Origin of the sequence: Pseudomonas lutea (genome assembly GCF_000759445.1) — a bacterium.
Taxonomy (GTDB): Bacteria; Pseudomonadota; Gammaproteobacteria; order Pseudomonadales; family Pseudomonadaceae; genus Aquipseudomonas; species Aquipseudomonas lutea.
In genome coordinates, this window is sequence record NZ_JRMB01000001.1 from 1075768 (window position 1) to 1094600 (window position 18833).

At 62.2% G+C, this 18833-nt stretch carries 19 protein-coding genes; 12 read left to right on the plus strand and 7 right to left on the minus strand.

The genetic code is table 11. The features are described 5' to 3' along the window. Nucleotides 1–80 precede the first annotated feature (80 nt). The 12 genes from LT42_RS04425 to LT42_RS04480 all read left to right on the plus strand — a co-directional run bounded on the left by LT42_RS04425 (nucleotide 81) and on the right by LT42_RS04480 (nucleotide 10328). Complete coding sequence (locus LT42_RS04425) at nucleotides 81–593, plus strand: RNA polymerase sigma factor (protein ID WP_037010265.1); 513 nt, start codon at nucleotides 81–83, stop codon at nucleotides 591–593. After that, complete coding sequence (locus LT42_RS04430; RefSeq protein WP_037010267.1) at nucleotides 590–1336, plus strand: anti-sigma factor family protein; 747 nt, start codon at nucleotides 590–592, stop codon at nucleotides 1334–1336. Before LT42_RS04425 ends, LT42_RS04430 begins: the two co-directional genes overlap by 4 nt. A 599-nt stretch (nucleotides 1337–1935) precedes the next feature. Next, the gene (locus LT42_RS04435; protein ID WP_037010269.1) at nucleotides 1936–2604 is read left to right on the plus strand and encodes a sensor histidine kinase; all 669 of its coding nucleotides are present in this window, start codon (nucleotides 1936–1938) and stop codon (nucleotides 2602–2604) included. A gap of 204 nt (nucleotides 2605–2808) precedes the next feature. Further along, nucleotides 2809–3783, plus strand: a complete 975-nt coding sequence (locus LT42_RS04440; RefSeq protein WP_037010270.1) for a GlxA family transcriptional regulator — start codon at nucleotides 2809–2811, stop codon at nucleotides 3781–3783. A 135-nt stretch (nucleotides 3784–3918) separates the two neighbouring features. Next, nucleotides 3919–4440 carry a peptide-methionine (S)-S-oxide reductase MsrA gene (gene msrA / locus LT42_RS04445; RefSeq protein WP_037010271.1) on the plus strand — a complete coding sequence of 174 codons (522 nt, stop codon included), beginning with the start codon at nucleotides 3919–3921 and terminating at the stop codon, nucleotides 4438–4440. A 258-nt stretch (nucleotides 4441–4698) separates the two neighbouring features. After that, entirely contained in the window at nucleotides 4699–5604 is a 906-nt protein-coding gene (locus LT42_RS04450) for an aliphatic sulfonate ABC transporter substrate-binding protein (protein WP_276209524.1), read from the plus strand. A 64-nt stretch (nucleotides 5605–5668) separates the two neighbouring features. Next, nucleotides 5669–6541: an ectoine/hydroxyectoine ABC transporter substrate-binding protein EhuB gene (gene ehuB, locus LT42_RS04455; protein ID WP_037010274.1), complete on the plus strand. Its 873-nt coding sequence runs from the start codon at nucleotides 5669–5671 to the stop codon at nucleotides 6539–6541. 362 nt (nucleotides 6542–6903) lie between these two features. After that, a complete protein-coding gene (gene ehuC, locus LT42_RS04460) occupies nucleotides 6904–7584 on the plus strand; it encodes an ectoine/hydroxyectoine ABC transporter permease subunit EhuC (RefSeq protein ID WP_037010276.1) in 681 nt (226 codons plus the stop codon). Beyond that, nucleotides 7581–8231, plus strand: a complete 651-nt coding sequence (gene ehuD, locus LT42_RS04465) for an ectoine/hydroxyectoine ABC transporter permease subunit EhuD (RefSeq protein WP_037010277.1) — start codon at nucleotides 7581–7583, stop codon at nucleotides 8229–8231. The genes ehuC and ehuD overlap by 4 nt, the downstream gene beginning before the upstream one ends. Then, a complete protein-coding gene (locus LT42_RS04470; RefSeq protein WP_037010280.1) occupies nucleotides 8224–9015 on the plus strand; it encodes an amino acid ABC transporter ATP-binding protein in 792 nt (263 codons plus the stop codon). The genes ehuD and LT42_RS04470 overlap by 8 nt, the downstream gene beginning before the upstream one ends. Before the next feature lie 139 nt (nucleotides 9016–9154). Continuing rightward, nucleotides 9155–9391, plus strand: coding sequence for a hypothetical protein (locus LT42_RS04475; protein ID WP_052075066.1), 237 nt, complete (start codon nucleotides 9155–9157; stop codon nucleotides 9389–9391). A gap of 262 nt (nucleotides 9392–9653) precedes the next feature. Further along, nucleotides 9654–10328 carry a DUF3313 domain-containing protein gene (locus LT42_RS04480; RefSeq protein ID WP_037010282.1) on the plus strand — a complete coding sequence of 225 codons (675 nt, stop codon included), beginning with the start codon at nucleotides 9654–9656 and terminating at the stop codon, nucleotides 10326–10328. 45 nt (nucleotides 10329–10373) lie between these two features. Here the strand turns inward: LT42_RS04480 and LT42_RS04485 are convergent, their stop codons facing one another. The 7 genes from LT42_RS04485 to LT42_RS04510 all read right to left on the minus strand — a co-directional run bounded on the left by LT42_RS04485 (nucleotide 10374) and on the right by LT42_RS04510 (nucleotide 18711). After that, nucleotides 10374–10736 (minus strand): response regulator, encoded by a 363-nt coding sequence (locus LT42_RS04485; RefSeq protein ID WP_037010284.1) that lies wholly within the window; start codon nucleotides 10734–10736, stop codon nucleotides 10374–10376. A 27-nt stretch (nucleotides 10737–10763) separates the two neighbouring features. Continuing rightward, on the minus strand, nucleotides 10764–12209 hold the full coding sequence (locus tag LT42_RS04490) for an ATPase domain-containing protein (RefSeq protein WP_037010286.1): 1446 nt from the start codon (nucleotides 12207–12209) through the stop codon (nucleotides 10764–10766). Nucleotides 12210–12459: 250 nt separating this feature from the next. After that, nucleotides 12460–12636 (minus strand): hypothetical protein, encoded by a 177-nt coding sequence (locus LT42_RS25910; RefSeq protein WP_160176712.1) that lies wholly within the window; start codon nucleotides 12634–12636, stop codon nucleotides 12460–12462. A gap of 388 nt (nucleotides 12637–13024) precedes the next feature. Next, nucleotides 13025–14311, minus strand: a complete 1287-nt coding sequence (locus tag LT42_RS04495) for a sensor histidine kinase (protein WP_037010288.1) — start codon at nucleotides 14309–14311, stop codon at nucleotides 13025–13027. 121 nt (nucleotides 14312–14432) lie between these two features. Then, nucleotides 14433–15656, minus strand: coding sequence for an MFS transporter (locus LT42_RS04500; protein WP_037010289.1), 1224 nt, complete (start codon nucleotides 15654–15656; stop codon nucleotides 14433–14435). 159 nt (nucleotides 15657–15815) lie between these two features. Continuing rightward, complete coding sequence (locus tag LT42_RS04505) at nucleotides 15816–18032, minus strand: ATP-binding protein (protein ID WP_037010291.1); 2217 nt, start codon at nucleotides 18030–18032, stop codon at nucleotides 15816–15818. Next, nucleotides 18022–18711 (minus strand): biliverdin-producing heme oxygenase, encoded by a 690-nt coding sequence (locus LT42_RS04510; RefSeq protein WP_052075069.1) that lies wholly within the window; start codon nucleotides 18709–18711, stop codon nucleotides 18022–18024. The genes LT42_RS04505 and LT42_RS04510 overlap by 11 nt, the downstream gene beginning before the upstream one ends. Between the last annotated feature and the right edge of the window lie 122 nt (nucleotides 18712–18833).

Consider the following 18833-nt stretch of genomic DNA (forward strand, 5'->3'; position numbering starts at 1 on the left):
ACTTTATTTCTTGAACAGCGGAATAACTTGCAGCGTTGTGCGTCTCTCTTCTTAGCCGGCCGCTCATACGGAAGACGCCCATGCACGATGTCGACGATCAATTACGCGAGTTATTGCCGCGCCTGCGACGCTTCGCGGCGTCACTGACCCGCGATCACAGCAGCGCGGATGACCTGGTGCAGTCGTGTCTGGAAAAAGCCTTGTCGGCCTGGGACAGCAAACGGCCGGACGGCGACCTGCGCGCCTGGCTGTTCTCCATTCTTTATAGGCAATTTCTCGACGCCCATCGGCGCTCGCGCCGATATAGCCGAATGCTGGAGTTTTTTACCGGCACCCAGGACGACCATCACGCACCGTCGGCGGAGCGCACGATCGTGGCGCAGACCACGTTGCAGGCCTTTGACAGCCTGAGCACCGAACAGCGCGCCCTGCTACTGGCCGTCTCGGTCGAGGGCCTGAGTTACAAGGAAGTGGCGCAAGTACTGAATGTGCCCATCGGCACTGTCATGTCCCGCCTGTCTCGTGCACGCCAGGCATTGCGCCTGCTGAGCGAAGGCCAGATCACCACCCCTGCCCTGCGAATTCTCAAATGATCACACTGCCCCCCAGCGAACACGACCTGCATGCCTATGTCGACGGCCAGCTTGATGAGGCCGACCAGGCGACGATGGAGACCTTTCTGGCGACGAACCCGGCGTTGATGCGCCAGGTCCGTCAATGGCAGCAGGACGCCAAGCTGCTGCGAGCCGGTTTGAGCGGTGATTTGCAGCGAGCGCCGAACCCGCAACTGGACCCGGCTGCCCTTCGCCGGGGGATTGCCCGGCAACGGGCCCGACACTTCGCCACGGCGGCGGTGTTGCTGGTCGCCGTGAGTCTGGGCGGGGTCAGCGGCTGGCAGGCCAGAAACATGACCCTGAGCAGGGCCAATCCGCCAATGGCCGACGCCGTCCAGGCCTACCGGCTGTTCGCAGGCAACGCCGAGATGGTGAGCGACTGGAACGCGACGAAAACCACTGATGTTCAGGGCTGGCTTGACACCCACTTTGCCCGGGCCAATCGCCTGCCGGACCTTGAGTCGGCGGGTTTTCAGCCAGTGAGCGGACGATTGACCACGACCGAGCAAGGCCCCGCGGCGATGGTGGTGTACAAGGACGGACAGGGACGCACCCTGAGTTTCTACATCCGCCCGCCCGGCGAACTCAACAACCTGCTGCCTCGCGGCACCCGCCGGGACGGCAACCTGCAAGCGGACTATTGGTCAGGCAGCGGCTACAACTACGCCGTGGTAGGGCCCGCCGACGATCCGGCGGCCCAGGCGGCACGTCGAGCACTGTAGCGCCCCCTTCCCGGCTGAAGCCGGTCCCACAGACCGCGCACCCTTAGGATCGCGCGTACTTGTGGGACCGGCTTTAGCCGGGAAAGCGTCAGACGTTTCACTAAACATTCACCCTGTGGCTGCTGACTTCAATGCACACAATTTTGCGTTGTGGCTGCTGGCCCCTTCCCGGCTGAAGCCGGTCCCACAGACCGCGCGTACTTGTGGGACCGGCTTTAGCCGGGAATGCGCCGGATGCTGCGCTGCAATGACCGCCTTGAGCCTGCCGATCGCGCCGCCAGCAAGGCGTTCAGCCTGTTTAGGACCTGTGACAGCCATCAGGGTGCCGATTTCTGCCAAAGCGTGATCGGCCCCGTTTCAAGCCCGGAGCGCTGCGTATACTCAAGCGCGACGAAGCACAGGACTTCGACACGCCGGGGGCTACGATGCGCGATCAACATCAATCACTTCACCCTGCCCAATGGCTTCGGTCGCCGGAGTCACACTGGCCACAAGTTCATCGATACCCCTCGTTGCGCCCGTCTCCGGACAGCAGCAGCCAGTGCTCTGAGCAAACTCTTGCACCAACCGATTACACGCCGGTCCTGCATGCCCGAAAAATGGCCGAGTTCAGCGCCTCAATCGCCCATGAAATCTGCCAGCCGCTGCTTGGCATCGCGGCCAACGCTGCAGCCAGCCTGCGCTGGCTGCAGCGCGACGTACCGGATGTCGATGAGGCCATCGCGGGGTTGAAAGACATTCGCGCCGGTTGCGAGCGCGCCGCCAACATCGTCAAGGCCCTGGGCGCACTGGCCCGTCAGGCGCCTCTGCAGCTGCAGATACTCAACATTGACGACGTCATTCGCGAGGCCATTCAACTCACTCAGCCAGCCCTCACTGCGCAGCGGGTACGGCTGGAAACTGCCTTGAGCGTCAACCAATCCATTGTGGCCGATGCCGTGCAATTGCAGCAGTTGCTGGTCAACCTCATCACCAATGCGCTGGAAGCGATGGCCGGGTCGGCGCAGGAAGAGTCGGTGCTGCGGATCAACTCGTTCAACCTCAAGGAAGGCGTCGAGGTCTGCGTCGAAGACAACGGCCCGGGCATTCCGGCCGAGCGCCGCGAGCAAATCTTCGGCGCGTTCTACACCACCAAAAGCACCGGACTGGGTGTCGGTCTGGCGATCTGCCGCGCGGTGGTGGATGCGCACCACGGGCGTATCTGGGCTCAGGCGTCGGCCTGCGGCGGCGCGCGCATGCGCTTCAAATTGCCCACCTGCTGCTACTGAGACCCTTCTGCGGCGTCGCCCTTTCACGGCGCTTCCCCAAACCGTCGACAGATACCCCTGCGCACTAACATCGCCCGCGACATTGCCAAACGCGTGGAAAGCACCAGGCGTTCACATTCATTCGCGTAATCCCCTAGAATGCCGCTTTGTTCAGGCTCGTTGCCGCTGCATTGGCAATGGCGGCGACAGACAGGCGATTCAGGCATGCGCGACTTCCCGACCCAAAAGACAGTGGCCATGGTGCTATTCAACGACGTGCTGATGCTCGACGTCACCGGCCCCATGGATGTTTTTTCGATTTCCAACCGGCTGCTCGCGCCGGAAAAACAGTATCGGCTCGTCACTCTCGCCGAGCCCCCGCTGCTGATTCGCAGCTCGTGTGGGCTCAAAGTGCAGGCCGACATGGCGCTGGAGGATCTGCCGAACGATGTGGATTTGCTGCTGGTTCCGGGTGGCCCGGGGGCATACGGCGTCACCCACGCTCAGCTGACAGCCTGGCTACCCGGTGCAGCCCGCAGTGCCCGACGCTTCGGCGCGATCTGCACCGGCGCGTTTCTGCTCGGCGATGCCGGGTTACTGGACGGTTATCGCTGCACCACTCACTGGAATTACGTCGAACGCCTCGCCCGCCGCTACCCTGCATCGCGCGTCGAAACCGAGCAGATCTATGTCGTCGACCGCAACCTCATCACCTCGGGCGGGATCACGGCAGGGATCGACATGGCCCTGGCCATCGTTGCCGAGGACCACGGCAAAGAGGTCGCCCTTGAAGTGGCCAAAGTACTGCTGGTGGTGATGAAGCGTCAGGGCGGACAAACCCCGTACGGACCGCTGCTGGCAGCAGTGCCCCGCGACGACAGCGCGATTGCCCGGGTGCAGGCCTACATCGTCGACCACATCAACGAGGCGTTCACCGTCCAGCGCATGGCCGACCTGGCGGCCATGAGCCCGCGCAATTTCGCGCGGGCCTTTCAACGCGAAGTCAGCCTCACGCCCATGCAGTTCCTGCTCAATGCGCGCATCGATCACTCCCGTAAATTGCTGGAAGGCTGCGACCTGCCGCTTAAAGTCGTGGCGTGTCGGTGTGGTTTTGGCAGCGCGCGACACATGCGCAAGGCGTTCAGCGAACGGATCGGCATGACCCCCAGTCAGTACCGCGAGCAGTTCGGCGGCGACTGAGCGCGCGCAGCCGATGCACTCCCCGGTCATCAGGCCACGGCCGACCGCCCCTTGCACCGCGCACGGCAGGGCGAGCACACTGGGCATCGCTTTCATTCATGCACCGTACCGTTGAACAGCTGGAAGGATTTATCCATGACCGCTCATACCGAAACCGCGCTGCTGGCCGGAGGTTGCTTCTGGGGCATGCAGGATTTGCTGCGCCGCTATCCCGGGGTACTGTCGACCCGTGTGGGTTACTCTGGCGGCAACACACCCGATGCCACGTATCGCAATCATGGCGACCACGCCGAAGCCATCGAAATCATCTTCGATCCGGCGATCATCAGCTACCGCCAGATCCTCGAATTCTTTTTCCAGATTCATGACCCCTCCACGCCGGATCGCCAGGGCAACGACACGGGCCGTAGCTATCGCTCGGCGATCTTCTACCTCAACGAAGAGCAAAAAAGCGTAGCGCTGGACACGGTGGCGGACGTCGATGCCTCGGGCCTGTGGCCTGGCAAAGTTGTCACTGAGATCGTACAGGCCGGGCCTTTCTGGGAAGCCGAACCAGAGCATCAGGATTACCTGGAGCGACTCCCCAACGGCTACACCTGCCATTTCATTCGCGCGGGTTGGAAGTTGCCAAAACGAGCCGGCGCCACGACGGCCTGATGGCGGCAACCTGACTGCAGACACCGGGACAGAGCCGTCGCACACGGCGGCCTGTTTCTCCTAGCCCAGGCGGAAGAACTTCGCCAAGCGCATAAACTAATAACCAAACGATATTTAGCGAATTCTTTTTAGAACATTATGCTCTGTGGCCTGCGCTTTTTGCGCCTTGGATCACGCCACGAGTCCAGCATGCTCATCTCTCGCCAAACCGCCGCCAAGCCCCTTCGACGCGCAATTCTTTGCAGCCTGATTGTTGCGATGGCGAGCGGGCATTCGTTGTCGGCCACTGCGCGAGAGACCTTGCGCATCGGCTACCAGAAATCGTCGACCCTGATCACCCTGCTCAAGCATCAGGGCGCCCTTGAACAGGCCCTGGGCCAAGACGACGTCGACATTACCTGGCACGAATTCCCCAGCGGTCTGCCTTTGCTTGAGGCGCTGAACGTGGGCAATGTCGACATCAGTGCCGACGTCGCCGACACCGTTCCGATTTTTGCCCAGGCGGCGAAAGCCAGGCTGACCTATTTTGCCGAAGAGTCGCCGTCGCCCTCCGCCCAGGCCATTGTGGTGCGCAGCGATTCAGCGATCCGTCAGGTGTCGGACTTGAGAGGCAAAAAGGTTGCGGTGACCAAGGCGGCCGGCACCCATTATTTGCTCATCGCCGCGCTGAACAAGGCCGGCCTGTCATTCGGCGATATCCAGCCCGCTTACCTGTCTCCTGCAGACGGCCGCGCGGCGTTCGAAAATAACAAGGTCGACGCATGGGTGACGTGGGAGCCGTTTCTCACCCGTGTGCAGCGTCAATTGCCGACGCGCACCCTCACCGACGGCGTCGGCCTGGCCAGTTACAAGCGCTATTACCTGACCAGCACCGGCTACGCCCAAGCCCACCCCGGTGTGCTAAAGCGCGTCTACCAGCAACTGCAGCAGGCGGGTGGATGGATCAGAAGCCATCCACGAGACGCCGCGCAGGTGCTGGGGCCGCTGTGGGGAAATCTGGATGCGGACACCGTAGAAGCCGCCAATGCCCGCCGCAGCTACCAGGTCGAGCCGGTCAAGGCCGACCAGTTGGGCGAACAACAAAAGATAGCCGATGCCTTTTTCAAGGCGGGATTACTGCCCGCACCTGTGGATGCCAAGGACGTGGACATCTGGACGCCATGAACGGAGCCCCCGGCGCTGCCTGTTACTGCACCCCACCCTTTTTTCCCACTTTTGAGCGCACTTGATGAAAGCCCTGAAACCGCTGTCGTTGTCTGCTGCACTGGGCTCGGCCTTGTTGCTGAATGCCGTGTTTTCGTTCTCCGCCGTCGCCGGCCTCCTGGAAAAAGGTCGCACTCAGGGCCTGACCGCAGGCATTGCCAACGAACAACCGTATGCCTACATCGGCACCGACGGGAAAACCGTCGGCGCCAACGTTGAAATTCTCCGTGCCATCCTCGAACCCCTGGGCATCAGCAAGGTAGAACTGCCGATCACCGAGTTCGGTTCGCTGGTGCCCGGGCTTGCTGCCGGGCGGTTTGATCTGATCGGTGCCGGGCTGTTTATCAACCCGGCGCGCTGCAAGGTCATCGGCTATTCCAACCCGGTCACCCGTTCAGGCGGCGCATTTCTGGTCAAGGCCGGCAACCCTCTGAAGCTGCACAGCCTCAAGGATGTCGCGGCCAGCGGCAAGGCACGACTGGCAACCCAGCCGGGCAGCAATCAGGTGCAGGAAGCCAAGGACAGCGGCATCAGTGCCGGCAACGTCGTGCTCTTCGACAAGGACACCGAAGCACTGGCTGCGCTGCAGGCCGATCGTGTCGATGTGGTGTATTTCCCGGACGCGGAGATCATCGGCCTGCTCAAAAAAGCCGAGGGCACGCCGGTTGAACGTGCGCTGCCTTTCGAGCAGATCCCTGACGCCGACGGCAAGCCCAGCTGGAATTACCACGCTTACGGCTTGCCGAAAAATGACCCGGCCTTCGCCCAGGCCTTCAACGAGCAACTGGCCAAGCTGCGCGCGTCCGGTGAGCTGCTCAGGATTTTGCAGAAGTACGGCTACACCGAAAACGAACTGCCACCCGCAGACGTCACCGCCGAGCAGCGCTGCAACCGCTGAGGCTGATGCCGATGCCGATGCCATTGTGGGACCGCGAGCACCTGCGAGGCTAGCCGATGCCCTTGTGGGACCGGCTTTAGCCGGGAAGACGTCGGCACGCGCGCTGGAAAATTGAGGGCGTCAGCACAGGCCTCTTCCCGGCTGAAGCCGGTCCCACAAACCGCGAGCTCATGCGAGTGCTAACGCCGATGCCCTTGTGGGACCGGCTTTAGCCGGGAAGGCGTCGGTAGGCACGCCGGAAAATTGAGGGCGTCAGCACAGGCCTCTTCCCGGCTGAAGCCGGTCCCACTGATGCGAGTAGAGCCTGAAGCCGTTCCTACAGACCGCGAAATGACGGCCCCAACCCATACGGAGTACGGCCCATGCTTTTTGATGCTGCCACACTGGACACGGCGCGCTTCGTTGCCCGCCAGTTGGCAAACGGTGCGTTGGTCACCCTGGAAATCACCTTCTTCGCGCAACTGGTCGTGGTGGTGATGTCGTTCGTCATCGCCCTGATGCGCCTGTCACCCTGGCGCGCCGTGCGCTGGATTGCGACGGTGTACGTTGAAATCCTGCGCGGAATCTCCGCGCTGGTGCTGCTGTTCTATCTCTTCTTCATCCTGCCGCTGTTTGGCATCACGCTGGCGCCCATGGTCACCGGCATTCTCGGCCTGGGGTTGACCTTCTCGGCGTATGGTTCAGAGATCGTCCGCTCGGCGTTGAGCAATGTCGCTCTTGGGCAGCGGGACGCCATCAAGGCGCTGGATTTCGGCCGTGTCACCGCGTTTCGCCGGATCATCCTGCCCCAGGCGTTACCGTTCATGCTCCCGCCCATGGGCAACCAGCTGGTCGAATTGCTCAAGACCACCTCGCTGGTGTCACTCATCACCCTCAGTGACCTGACGTTTTCCGGCGGGCAGCTGATTACCACGCTGGGCCAGCAGACGCTGATCTGGAGCATCGTGCTGGTCTGTTACTTCCTCATGGCCTGGCCCCTGAGCTGGCTGGTGAGGCGCTACGAACGACGCGTCACTCACTGGCGGCGCGGGGTGGCACTGTGAATTTCGACTACGCCTTCGCCTGGTCCATCGTTCCGGATCTGCTCCAGGGTCTGCTGGTGACGCTGCAAGTGGTGACCCTCGGTTTCCTGCTGGCGGTGCTGCTGGGGCTGTTGCTGGCCATTGCCCAGCGCTCGAAGCATCCGCTGGTGCAGCGACTGACGGCTGGGTACCTGAGCTTCTTCCGGCATACACCGCTGATGGTTCAGCTGTACGTGCTGTTCTTCGCATTGCCCCTGGCCGGGCTGACGCTGCCGGCGATTTCCACCGGGGTGATCGGCCTGGGGTTGTATTACGCCGCATACATCGCCGAAGCGTTTCGCGGCGCCATTGAAGGAGTTCCGTCCGGTCAATGGGAAGCCGCGCGGGCGCTGGATTTCGACAACGCCACGACATGGCGGCGAATCGTGCTGCCCCAGGCACTGAAACCGATGTTGCCGGTGCTCGGTAATTACCTGATCGGGATGTTCAAGGAGACCCCATTGCTGGCGGTGATCACCATCCCGGAGCTGTTTCAGGCGGCGAAACAGATCGCCGGCATGACTTACCGCTATAACGAGCCCTACACGGTGATGGCGCTGATGTTTCTGGCGATCAGCGTGCCCACTTCCCTTCTGTTCAAGTACTTCGAGAGGCGCAGCCATGTCTGATCTCGCACACGGTTTGCCTGGCGCTTCGCCGCAGATCATTCTCAGGCAAGTGGTCAAAAGCTTCGGTGCGACGCGGGTTATCGATCACCTTGACCTGAGCATTCCCGCCGGCCAAAAAGTCGCGCTGATCGGCCCCAGCGGGTCGGGCAAATCCACGGTGCTGCGCCTGATCAAAGGCCTGGAGGCCTATCAACAGGGCAGCATCGAGGTGGCTGGATCACCGGTGCCGGCAGCGTCTGGCGGCTGGCGCTGGCCTGGCAAAACCAAACCACCGCTGGTGCATCGTGTCGGCATGGTCTTCCAGCAGTTCAACCTGTTTCCACACCTGACCGTGCAGCAGAACGTCACCGAGGCGCCGCTGCAGGTGCTCAAGCTGAGCCGCGAGGAAGCCCTGGAGCGCGCCCATCAGTACCTTGGTCTGGTCGGTTTGAGCCACAAGGCCGACGCCTATCCTGCGCAACTGTCCGGCGGCCAGCAGCAACGCGTGGCGATTGCCCGCGCCCTGGCCATGCGCCCGCAAGTGATGCTGTTCGATGAGGTGACGTCGGCACTTGATCCGGAACTGGTGGGCGAGGTACTGGCGGTGATCCGAGCCATTGCCCATGAGCAGCAGATGACCATGCTGCTGGTGACCCATGAGATGAAGTTTGCTCAGGACATTGCGGATCGGGTGCTGTTCATGGAGGCCGGCCGCATCGTCGCCGATGGCTCTCCGAACGAGGTCCTGATTGATCCCCAAAACGAACGCACGCGACGCTTTCTTAATCTTGTGGAGCAACGTTGATCCCACGACTGGCGGCCCTGGCCGGGCTGGCTGAGCTCGCAGGACCGGCGCTGGCAGCACAGCGACGTGAAAAAAACCCGAACTCGTCCAGCGCTGGCACATCCAACCTACAACGCCCTACCACTCCGAGGATGAACCCATGAGCAAGCAGACCCCCGTCGATCCACGCGACGCCGTGCAACCTGACGCGCCGACCCTCGACAGCGCCGGCAAACCTGTCAACGTGGTCCAGCGAGACCTCGCCGACAGAGATGACGACACCCGCGCCGTGGACGAAGTCATCACGCCGGTGTCCACCCGCGAGAAGGAGCAGGATGTTGAGGAGCTGAACAAGAAGTCGGCTGAAATCGAGCGCAAGGTTGCCGACGGTCGCTGATACCCCGCGGGCGGCCTCTGTGCCGCCCTGTTCCTCCCCCTGCCCTGCCACTCCCCCGTGCTGCTTTCAATCCCTACCGACTGGCGCCGGCGCCATTAGCTGCTAGCGTTGCATGAGCACCATGGACCGCACATCACGGCGCGCCCGAAACCGGGCCGCTCGAATTGTCTTCTGCGCGCGCGTGGGCTGCCCGCTTTCTTGAAGGTCTGTCACCGTCGGTGGCTGCGGGCAAATCGGTGCACACAGCGAAGGGAGTCACACCATGAACATGCCGATACTCTGGGCAATTATTTGTTGCGCCATGCTGGGGTTCGGCGGTTGCGCCAGTTCACGAGTCGATCCGGCTCAGTATTCAGGGTTTCTGAAAGACTACAGCCTTCTCAAACCCGCAGAGAGTGCGACCGGGGCCCCGGTCATGCGCTGGATCGACCCGGACGTGAAGCTGGGCAAATACACCCGGGTGTACATCGAGCCCAGCCAGTTCTTTCCCCCGCCACAGCCCACTGCGGTGATCCCGGCGCAAACGCTGCAGGCCATCACCCGCTATTTTGATACGGCGCTGCGCCGCGAGCTCGGCAAGAACCTGCCACTGGCCAGCGGGCCCGGGCCTGACACCCTGGTCGTGCGTCCGGCGATTACCGCTGTTTCAACCAGCACCGAAGACTTGAAACCTTATGAGGTCATCCCGCTCGCGCTGGTAGCCGCTGCCGTCAACACCGCCACCGGGGGCCGGGATCAGAAGGTGGAAATCGCCACGGAAGCAGCGTTTCTCGATGCCGACAGCCATAAGGTGCTTGCCCAGGTGGTGCGCAAAGGCAGCGGCACACCCCTGGAGAATGACAAAACCCAATTGACCCTTGATTCCGTTAAGCCGGTGCTCGACGGCTGGGCAAAGGACCTGCGTCTGAGCTACGAAACCCTGAAGGCAAAGCATTGATCACACCGGGCTGCGCCCATCTCGCCAACGCGGCGTGACCGCCCGCTAACCCGCGCCCAGCAGGACCCGTACGGCGTCTACTATCGCGTTGATCTCAAACGGCTTGTCGAACACTTTGTTGAACAGGTCAGGCCGTGCAACGCCCAGATGGGATTGCGCACCACTCATCAGCATGATGGGGATTTGTCCCAGTGTCGGGCTCTGGCGTACCGCTTCCGCCAACTCGATGCCGTTCATTCCCGGCATCATGTAGTCGGTGATGATCAATTGCGGGCGTTCGCGTTCAAGAATACCCAGCGCTCGCTGTCCACTGCCAGCGGTGACCGTCAGATAGCCTTCATCCTCAAGGGCGAAGCTCAGTATGTCGGCGATGAGGTACTCATCATCGACAATCAGAATGGTGGTCATGCAACCCTCCGCGCGCGCGAGCAATCATCAGCTCGATGGCGCCCACCGCGGCGTGGCATTGCCTGAATCGTCGAGGGCATGGAATGCAGCCTTTTTCACAGTCAGACCCTGTTCGCCAATCAAGACGTCCAACAGGGCCGGGTCGTAGGGGTTATCACGAATTTTGAGGATCGACAGCTGGCGAACCAGCCCCGCCGAGGACTGGCCAAAGCGGATCAGCAGCAAGTTATCGACAATCCCCGACAGGTCCGGCGCCGGTGCATCGACGTTCCCGCCCAGCAGGCCGTGGACTTCCCAGCTGGCCACCACCGTGACGTCAAGGGCCCGGAGCTCGCCCATCAGGGCGCTGAACAGGTCAAGAATGCGTGACTGATCGGCCGCCGCGCGGGCCATGCCGCCAAGGCTGTCGAGGAAAACGCGTTTGATGCCTTTCTCTTTGACCACCCGCAACAGGCCAAGGGCCAACTTGTCGATCACCTCGGTGGTCACCGACTGCCACATGATGCTCAAGGCACCGGAGCGCTCCAGGGCTTCAAAATCCAGCCCAAGCGCTGAGGCCTTTGCGCGCAGGCGCTGCGGCGATTCGTAGAAGCCGAACAGCAGACCCGGCGCCTCAGGCGTCGCGCGCGCGAGGAAATTCAGGCCAAACGTGGTCTTGCCGGTCCCGGACGGGCCGAGCAACAGGGTCACCGACGACTCCACGAGCCCGCCGCCAATCAGCGGGTCCAGCGCGTCGACGCCGCTGGGCACAACGGTCAACTCAGCACTGTCGCGCAAGGCGGAGTGGGTAATGGTGCTTTCCAGACGGGGATAAACGACCAGCCCGTTTTCGGTGATTTCGCACTCATGGGCGCCGGGAATGGCGCCGCTGCCTCGGGTCTTGCGCAGCTTGATACGGCGCACGGATTTGTTGCCGACCAGCTCCTCGCCCATCTCCAGCACGCCGTCGACCATGGTGTGCTCAGGGCTGCCGTCGTCGAGCTGGGAGCTGGTCAGGAAAAACACCGTGCAGCCGGCAAACGCCGCGTGGCCCTGCAGCTCGGAGATGAAGCGTTTGGTATTGATGGCGGACTCGGCTTTGGAGCGAGCGTTTAGCAGCCCGTCCAGAATCATCACCGTGGACTTCTGGCGAACGATCTCGCGGCGCAGCAATTTCACGACTTCGTCGAGCCCGTCGTTTTCCATGGTGTCGAACGCGCTGACGAACTGAATCTGATCGCCGACCCGGTCTTTCTCGAAGAAACTCATGGTCGACAGGAACTGAAACAGGCGTTCGTGGGGTTCGGCAAGCAGGGTCGCGAAAAGGACGCGACCGCCGTTGCGGATGTGATTAAAACCAATCTGATTGGCCAGGATGGTTTTGCCCGAGCCGGGTCGGCCCTGGATGATGTAGGAAGATCCGGAAACGAAACCGCCCATTAGCAGCTCATCAAGCCCTTCGATACCGCTCTGAAGGCGTTTTAGCTGATTCAAATTTGCTTCCTCCGCCTAAGGGACGGCGTCGTGAACGTTACAGGTTAAATACCGCTGTGCGGGCGGCCCGCCGCGCTTGGAGCGGGTCGGCGCGGGCCGCAAAGACGTCAGACGTCACGCGACACAGCGCGCATTCTTCCGTTTTTAAGAACGCTTTCCAAGCGCAATCATCATTTGATTTGGCCCCAAAGTCGGGCGCCGCTGGAGACTCTTCGCCCGCACATCATCCAAACGGATGAGATGGCTCGGTTCAAACGGCCTCCTCCTCCGGGGCGCAGCCGTCGGTCTCGGCCTTGGACTGATCGCTGCGACGCTCTGGTTCTTCGGGCTTGAGGGGCGCGGACAGCGGGTACTCGGGGGTGTCGTCGACGTTCGCAACGTCATCGTCAGCAGGCCCGCAAACGAGTGATGGATGGGGGGAGCGCATGATCGCAAGTCCATGTAGGGAGACATACCTTGGAGCGGGCAGTCCGCCACTCGTGCGGTCATTCTGACCAGCGGAGCAGGCTGCTCCTAGCCCTTCCCGGCTGAAGCCGGTCCTACAGAAGCACGGTGCCGGTCAGGTGGGCCTGGTTCTGTCCCACAGAAGCATGGTGCCAATCCGGTTGGCTTGAGCCTGTCCCACAAAAGCATGGTGCCAATCAGGTCAGCTTGAGCCTGTCCCACAGAAGCACCTTGCCAGTCAGGCCTGCTTGATCATGTCCCACAGAAGCACCTTGCCAGTCAGGCCTGCTTGATCATGTCCCACCGAAGCACTGTGCCGGTCAGCTCGGCTTGGTTCTGTCCACCAGCAGCGCAGTGCCGCTCAGATCGGCTTAGCCGGCAGGCGAGTCAGGATTCAACAGCACGGTGAAACAGCATCCGCCGTCCGCACGGGTGGTCAGGCTCACTGTCCAGCGCTGGTTGGCGCAGATCCTCTGCACCAGCGACAGCCCGAGACCCAATCCCTCGCCGCGCTGTTCATCGCCGCGCACGAAGGGCTCGAACATGGCTTGTTGTTTTTCCAGCGGAATGCCGATGCCGCTGTCCTCGACACTGAAGCCGTCGGTACGCAGGGTCAGCTGAATGAAGCCCTGATCCGTGTAATGCCAGGCGTTGCGCAACAGATTGCCCATGACCGAGCGCAACAACGGTGCGTTGTACGCTTCGCCGTCGCCCTGGTGACGCTGATAAACGAACGTCAGGCCCTTGGCTTCGATGGACGGGCGCCAGATGTCGGCGAGCTCATCGGCAATCAGGACCATAGACGAACGCTGCCCCTGCGGGGTGTTTCTGCCCTCGGTACGGGCCAGCAGCAGGAAAGTCTCGACTAACTGATTCATGCCCGCCGTGGCATTGCTGATGCGCTTGACCTGCGCGCGGGACCGGTCATCCAGCGCCGGATATTCCATCAGCAACTCGCACGATGTGGCCAACACCATCAGCGGCGTACGCAGCTCGTGACTGACGTCGCTGGTGAATAGCTTTTCGCGGCTCAGTGCGGCGCGCAGCCGGCCCAGGGTTTCGTCGAAGGAACGCGCCAGTGCGCCGACCTCGTCGCTGGCGTAGTCGCTGGCAAGCACCGGCGCCATCTCCAGCAACTGGTCGCGATGACGCACCTGACCCGCCAGGCGTGACACGGGCGTGATCACCCGCGACGCCAGCAACCGCCCGAGCAACACTGCGAGCAGCACGCTGAGCACAAAGCCGATCAACACGACGCCGAAGAGTATGCGCTCGCGCTTTTCAAACTTGCGTTGATCACGCAACAGCACGTAATGGCGACCGTTCACCACAGAGACCATGGCGTAATAGGCTTTCTTGCCACGTGAAAACTCCTGAAAGCCCGGGCGCAGGCCTTTGAGGTCATCGCTCATGGCCAGGTCGCCGACACCCTCGTCGGCGTAGAACAACTCGTCTTTATCGGGTCGGTGACGCCAGTCGTCGACGCTGTCCAGGGCCAGCAAACGATGGAGGTTGCCGCCGAGGCTCATGGTGGTCAGACGTTTTTCGACCAGGTGTACCGTCGCGATGATGCCGATGGCGAACACCCCGGCGACCAGTGTGCTCATCAACGCGAAGACGATGACGATCCGTTGTTTGAGGCTGTGTTTGATGTCCATGAATGTCCGTGCATGGCGGTACTCGAATCCGGGGCCTGGCCCCGCCGGCGCCGATTATCCGATGCGTCATGTCATGGTTTTGTCAAACGCCACACGCTTCGCCATCGGCCAGTGCAGCCCGCTAATGGCTCGCCGCAATACCGGGGCGCATCATCAGCATGCCCAGCGCGCACCCCGCCATCAGCATGCAGGTGACGACAAACACCACCGGCATGCCGAAATGCCCGCCCAGAGAGCCACCGGTCAACGGCCCCAGAACCTGGCCGATGTATTGGCAGGACGTCGAGTAACCAAGCATGCGCCCTGCCACGGCGTCGGGCACCGAATGCCGAATGATTGCGGCGATGCACGGCAGCAGGCCGCCGAGTGCAATCCCCATGAGAAACCGCAACAGCAGCAGTTGCCATGCGTGGCTGACGAATGCCTGGGGAATCAGCAGCAGGGCCGCCGCGCTCAGGCAACCGATGACCACCTTCCAATGGCCGACGCGGTCTGCCAGCTTGCCGATGCGCGACGCCGACAACACGCTGGCCAGTGCCGTCGCCGACATAACCAGACCCGCCATCAAGGTGACGTTTTCGGTGTGCAGTTCAGTGAGGTACACCGTGATGATCGGCTCGATGGACATGATCGAAAACATCACCAGACAGGCCACCACCAGCATGGTCAGCATCGGCTTTTTGTCAGCGACGAGGTCCCACAGTCTGATCGCAGGCGCCTTCGCTGCCCCCGGGTGAAGCCTGGGCCGCGGCGCCTCTTTCATCAAAAACAACGTAGCGAGGAAGGTCAGGAAAATCACCCCCCCGGCCAGAAAAAACGTAGCGCGGATGCCAATCAGCGGCGGCAGCAGACCTCCGATCAGCGGCCCGGCGAGGTTGCCCGCCATGATCCCCGACGACAGCATCCCCAGCGCCCAGCCCGTTCGCGCCTTCGGGGTCTGGGTCGCCACCAGAATGGTCGCGCCGGAGGCGTAGCCGCCGAGCAGCCCCGCCAACAGTCGCAGCCCCACCAACTGGTAAATGTTTTCCGCCAGGCCGATCAGGGACATGGCGATGGCCATGCCCAGACTGGCGCGAATCAGCATCAGCTTGCGCCCATAACGGTCGCCCAGACGGCCCCACAACGGCGCCGTGAGTGCGGCAGACAAAAAGGTCGCACCGAACGCAACCCCTGACCACTGCACAATGGCAGCCGGATCGCTGACGCCCAGGTGCTCGACGTACAGCGGCAGGAACGGCAGCAGCAAGGTCATGGCAACGATGGTGGTGAAAGCGCCGAATACGCAGACCACAAGGTTGCGCTTCCAGTGTGCCTCGGCGAGGGGTGGCGGGCTTGGACAGGTCATGGCAGCTCCCACATGTACGGAATGCGCACACGGTAGTAGCCAAACAGCCATAAATAAAATTCATGTTTTTTATAGCGCGGATTCCCGACAGGAATACCTTTTACCCTCCAAGCCAGGCCTCGCGCCCCATGCACCCGCGAGGGGGTGCAACGCGCAATGTTATTGAGCGCGCGGCACCGTGAAGCGGAACTCGCTGCCCACGCCGGGTTTACTGGCCGCGCTCAAGTCACCACCATGGGCCTTGACGATGCCACGCGAGATATAGAGTCCCAACCCCGTACCGCTCGGGTTGCCCTCGCGTATGCGCCAGTAGCGTTCAAATATGTGGGGTAACTGATCGGGCGCGATCCCGTTGCCGGAGTCCACGACCGTGACCACGACGGTGTCGCCATCGGCCCTGGCATTGACGCTGACAGTGCCGGCCTTGGGGGTGAATTTGATCGCGTTGCCGACCAGGTTGGACAGCACCTGAAACATGCGCTCGGGATCGGCGAACATCTTCAGCTCCGGCTCCGTGGTGAACGTCAGTTCGATGTACTTGTTCTGCGCCAGTGGCGAGAGCAGTGACCAGGTGTCTTCAAAAAACTGACTGACGTCCAGCGGCTGAACATCAATGGAGTAGCGACCGGCCTCGATCTTCGAGGTGTCGAGCAGGTCCTCCAACAGCCGCGTCATGCGCCCGGAGGCCCGTTGCAGCGTATCGATGGCCGAATTCAGGCGCTTGGAAGCCGGACTGGCATCGGCTGCGATCACACGCTGCATCATGCCGCACTGCATGACGATAACCGTCAGCGGGCTGCGCAGGTCGTGGGACACCACGGCTACCAGCTCGTCGCGTGCGCGCACCGCGTCCTGCTCACGCAGCACCTGGCGCGACAAATCGGCCTCCAGCGCCGAGCGACGCAGATCGGACGCCGCGTACACCTCCCCGGCATTCCAGGCCCGCGCGGTGCCATTGACTTGCTGTTTCCAGGCGGCGAAGGACTCGCGCGGCTGAAGCCGATCGTTGACGACCCGTTTGGACTTTTCCGGGTTGCCGCTCCAGTGAACGCTGTCTTTGACCTCGGCCCTGAACCACAGCACCCCGTTAACCACCGGTTTGGGCAGACTGAACGCCAATAAGCCGCTTGCCACGTGCGGGTAAGCCTGCGCCGCCGGGAAGACTGCACCCAGGCTGCTGGATTCGAAAACCGGCTGCGGCCGGGTCAGCAGCCATTCCTGCAACGCCATCACTTGATCGGCTGTCGGGCATTGGCCTATCAGGTGCACTTGGCTGTCGACGATTACTGCCACGCCGCCGGCATCGACCAGTGTCAGCAAGGCCGAGGCGTTTTCCAGCAAGCCGTTGTAAACGTCCTCAGGCGCCTCGCTCATCGCCCGCGACAGTCGGTCGAGCATGTGGTGCTTGGCCAGTCGCTGGCGCTGAATGTGCTGGTCTTCAAGCAGGCTGATCTGCAGCGACAGCACCTGGCCGATGGTCTGGCAGGCCGAGCGCAGGGTATGCGATACCTGCAGCGGCTCGCGGTTGCCGCAGCTGATCAGGCCCCACAAGCGGTCGTCCTTGAGCAGCGAAATACTCATCGAGGAGCGCACGCCCATGTTGAGCATGTACTGGCAGTGAATCGGCGACACGCTGCGCAACACGGCATGGCCCATGTCCAGCGGCTCACCGGTGTCCGGGCGCAGTGCCGGCAGCAGCGGCGACGGCACATAGGCGGCATCGGGAATAATGCGCAGCCAGTTCAGACGGTACAGCTCGCGGGCCTGCTGGGGTATGTCGGTGGCGGGGAAAAACAGGCCCTTGTAAGCGTCCATTTCCGGCGCGGCGGACTCGGCAATGACTTGGCCGTGGCCCTCCTCCTCGAAGCGGTAGATCATCACGCGATCGTAGCCGGTCAACTCGCGGATTTCAGTGACGCTGATGGCGTACAGCTCATCCAGCGACTTGGCCGCTTGCAGGCGGCGCAGAGTGCGCGTCAGCCTGGAGCCCAGTCCATGCACGGCCGACTGGGGCGGCACCGGTTCCAGCTCCAGAAACAACAGGCCGTCGTGGCGATGCAACAGGCCGTCGAAAGCCTGCCCGCCGAACTGCATCGGCAAAGGGTCGATGCTCTCCAGGTCGGCGTGGCGCAGCGCTTCAACCAGACTGTCTGCCTGGGCGTCACCCAGCCAGCGCGCCAGCCCATCGCCGGGCTGGACTTCATGGCTAACGCCCAGCATCTCGCGCGCATTGGCGCTCACCTGCTGCACGGTCCAGTCGCTTTCCAGCAGCGTCAACAGTGCGCCGTGGGGCTGTATCGCACCCGGGATACGGATGGGCTCGTTGGCGCAAGTGTCCAGCAGCGCATCCATGGTCTGCGTGTCGTTAAGCGTCATTCAGCACTCCCGCGCGCTCCAGCCAGGTTTCAAAACATTCGAAAGTGAGGCAGGCCGATTGCGCGACCTCGGCGTTGTGCCGGGGCGAATCGAAATCTGCCAGCTGCCTGAGGAAGGTTTTCCACAAACGCCCGGTGTCCCGGCCATAGACGTCCAGAAACTCGCCGCCGCTTTCGGCATCAATGCCCAGCCTGTCCGCGATGATCCGGCGCAGCACCTGCCCCCCCAGCGTAGCCCCTTCCATGACGTACATCACCCCGAACAACCGGGCGACGCTGTCGATCACAGGCAACTCGCTGCATTGAGGCAAGTCTTGAATCTGCGCGTCAGTCAGGCCCATCGCGTGCAAGTCTTTGAGCAGCGCCGGGACCTTGTGGCGTGCGGGGTCCTGCACAAGCGACGAGTGAGCCGGCTGAGCCGCGAAGAATTGATCGATCGAGCGTTGCAGCGGTGAATGGAAGCCGTAATAGGCCTGGATGATGTGCTGATAGGTGGGGAAATCCAGGTCGGCATGGGTCAGTGGCAGCCTGGCTTCCAGCGCCCGATGCTGAGCGGCAGTCGCCGTGCGCAACTGCTGAAGAACGCTGGCCGTCGGCACCGGAACCAGGGCGGTGGTCAACTCAAGGGTGGTGTCGATCAAAGGCAAAGGTGTCCGGTCTGTGCAGACGTGCGTGAACATGCGGCAGCCGCAGTTTCAAGGCAGTTGATGCGCGCACACTAATGGACGGGTGCCCGACTGTAAATATGGCGGACAGCTTAAAGGCGACGCCCGGCCAAACGGCAGGTTTCGGCTCTGTTGCA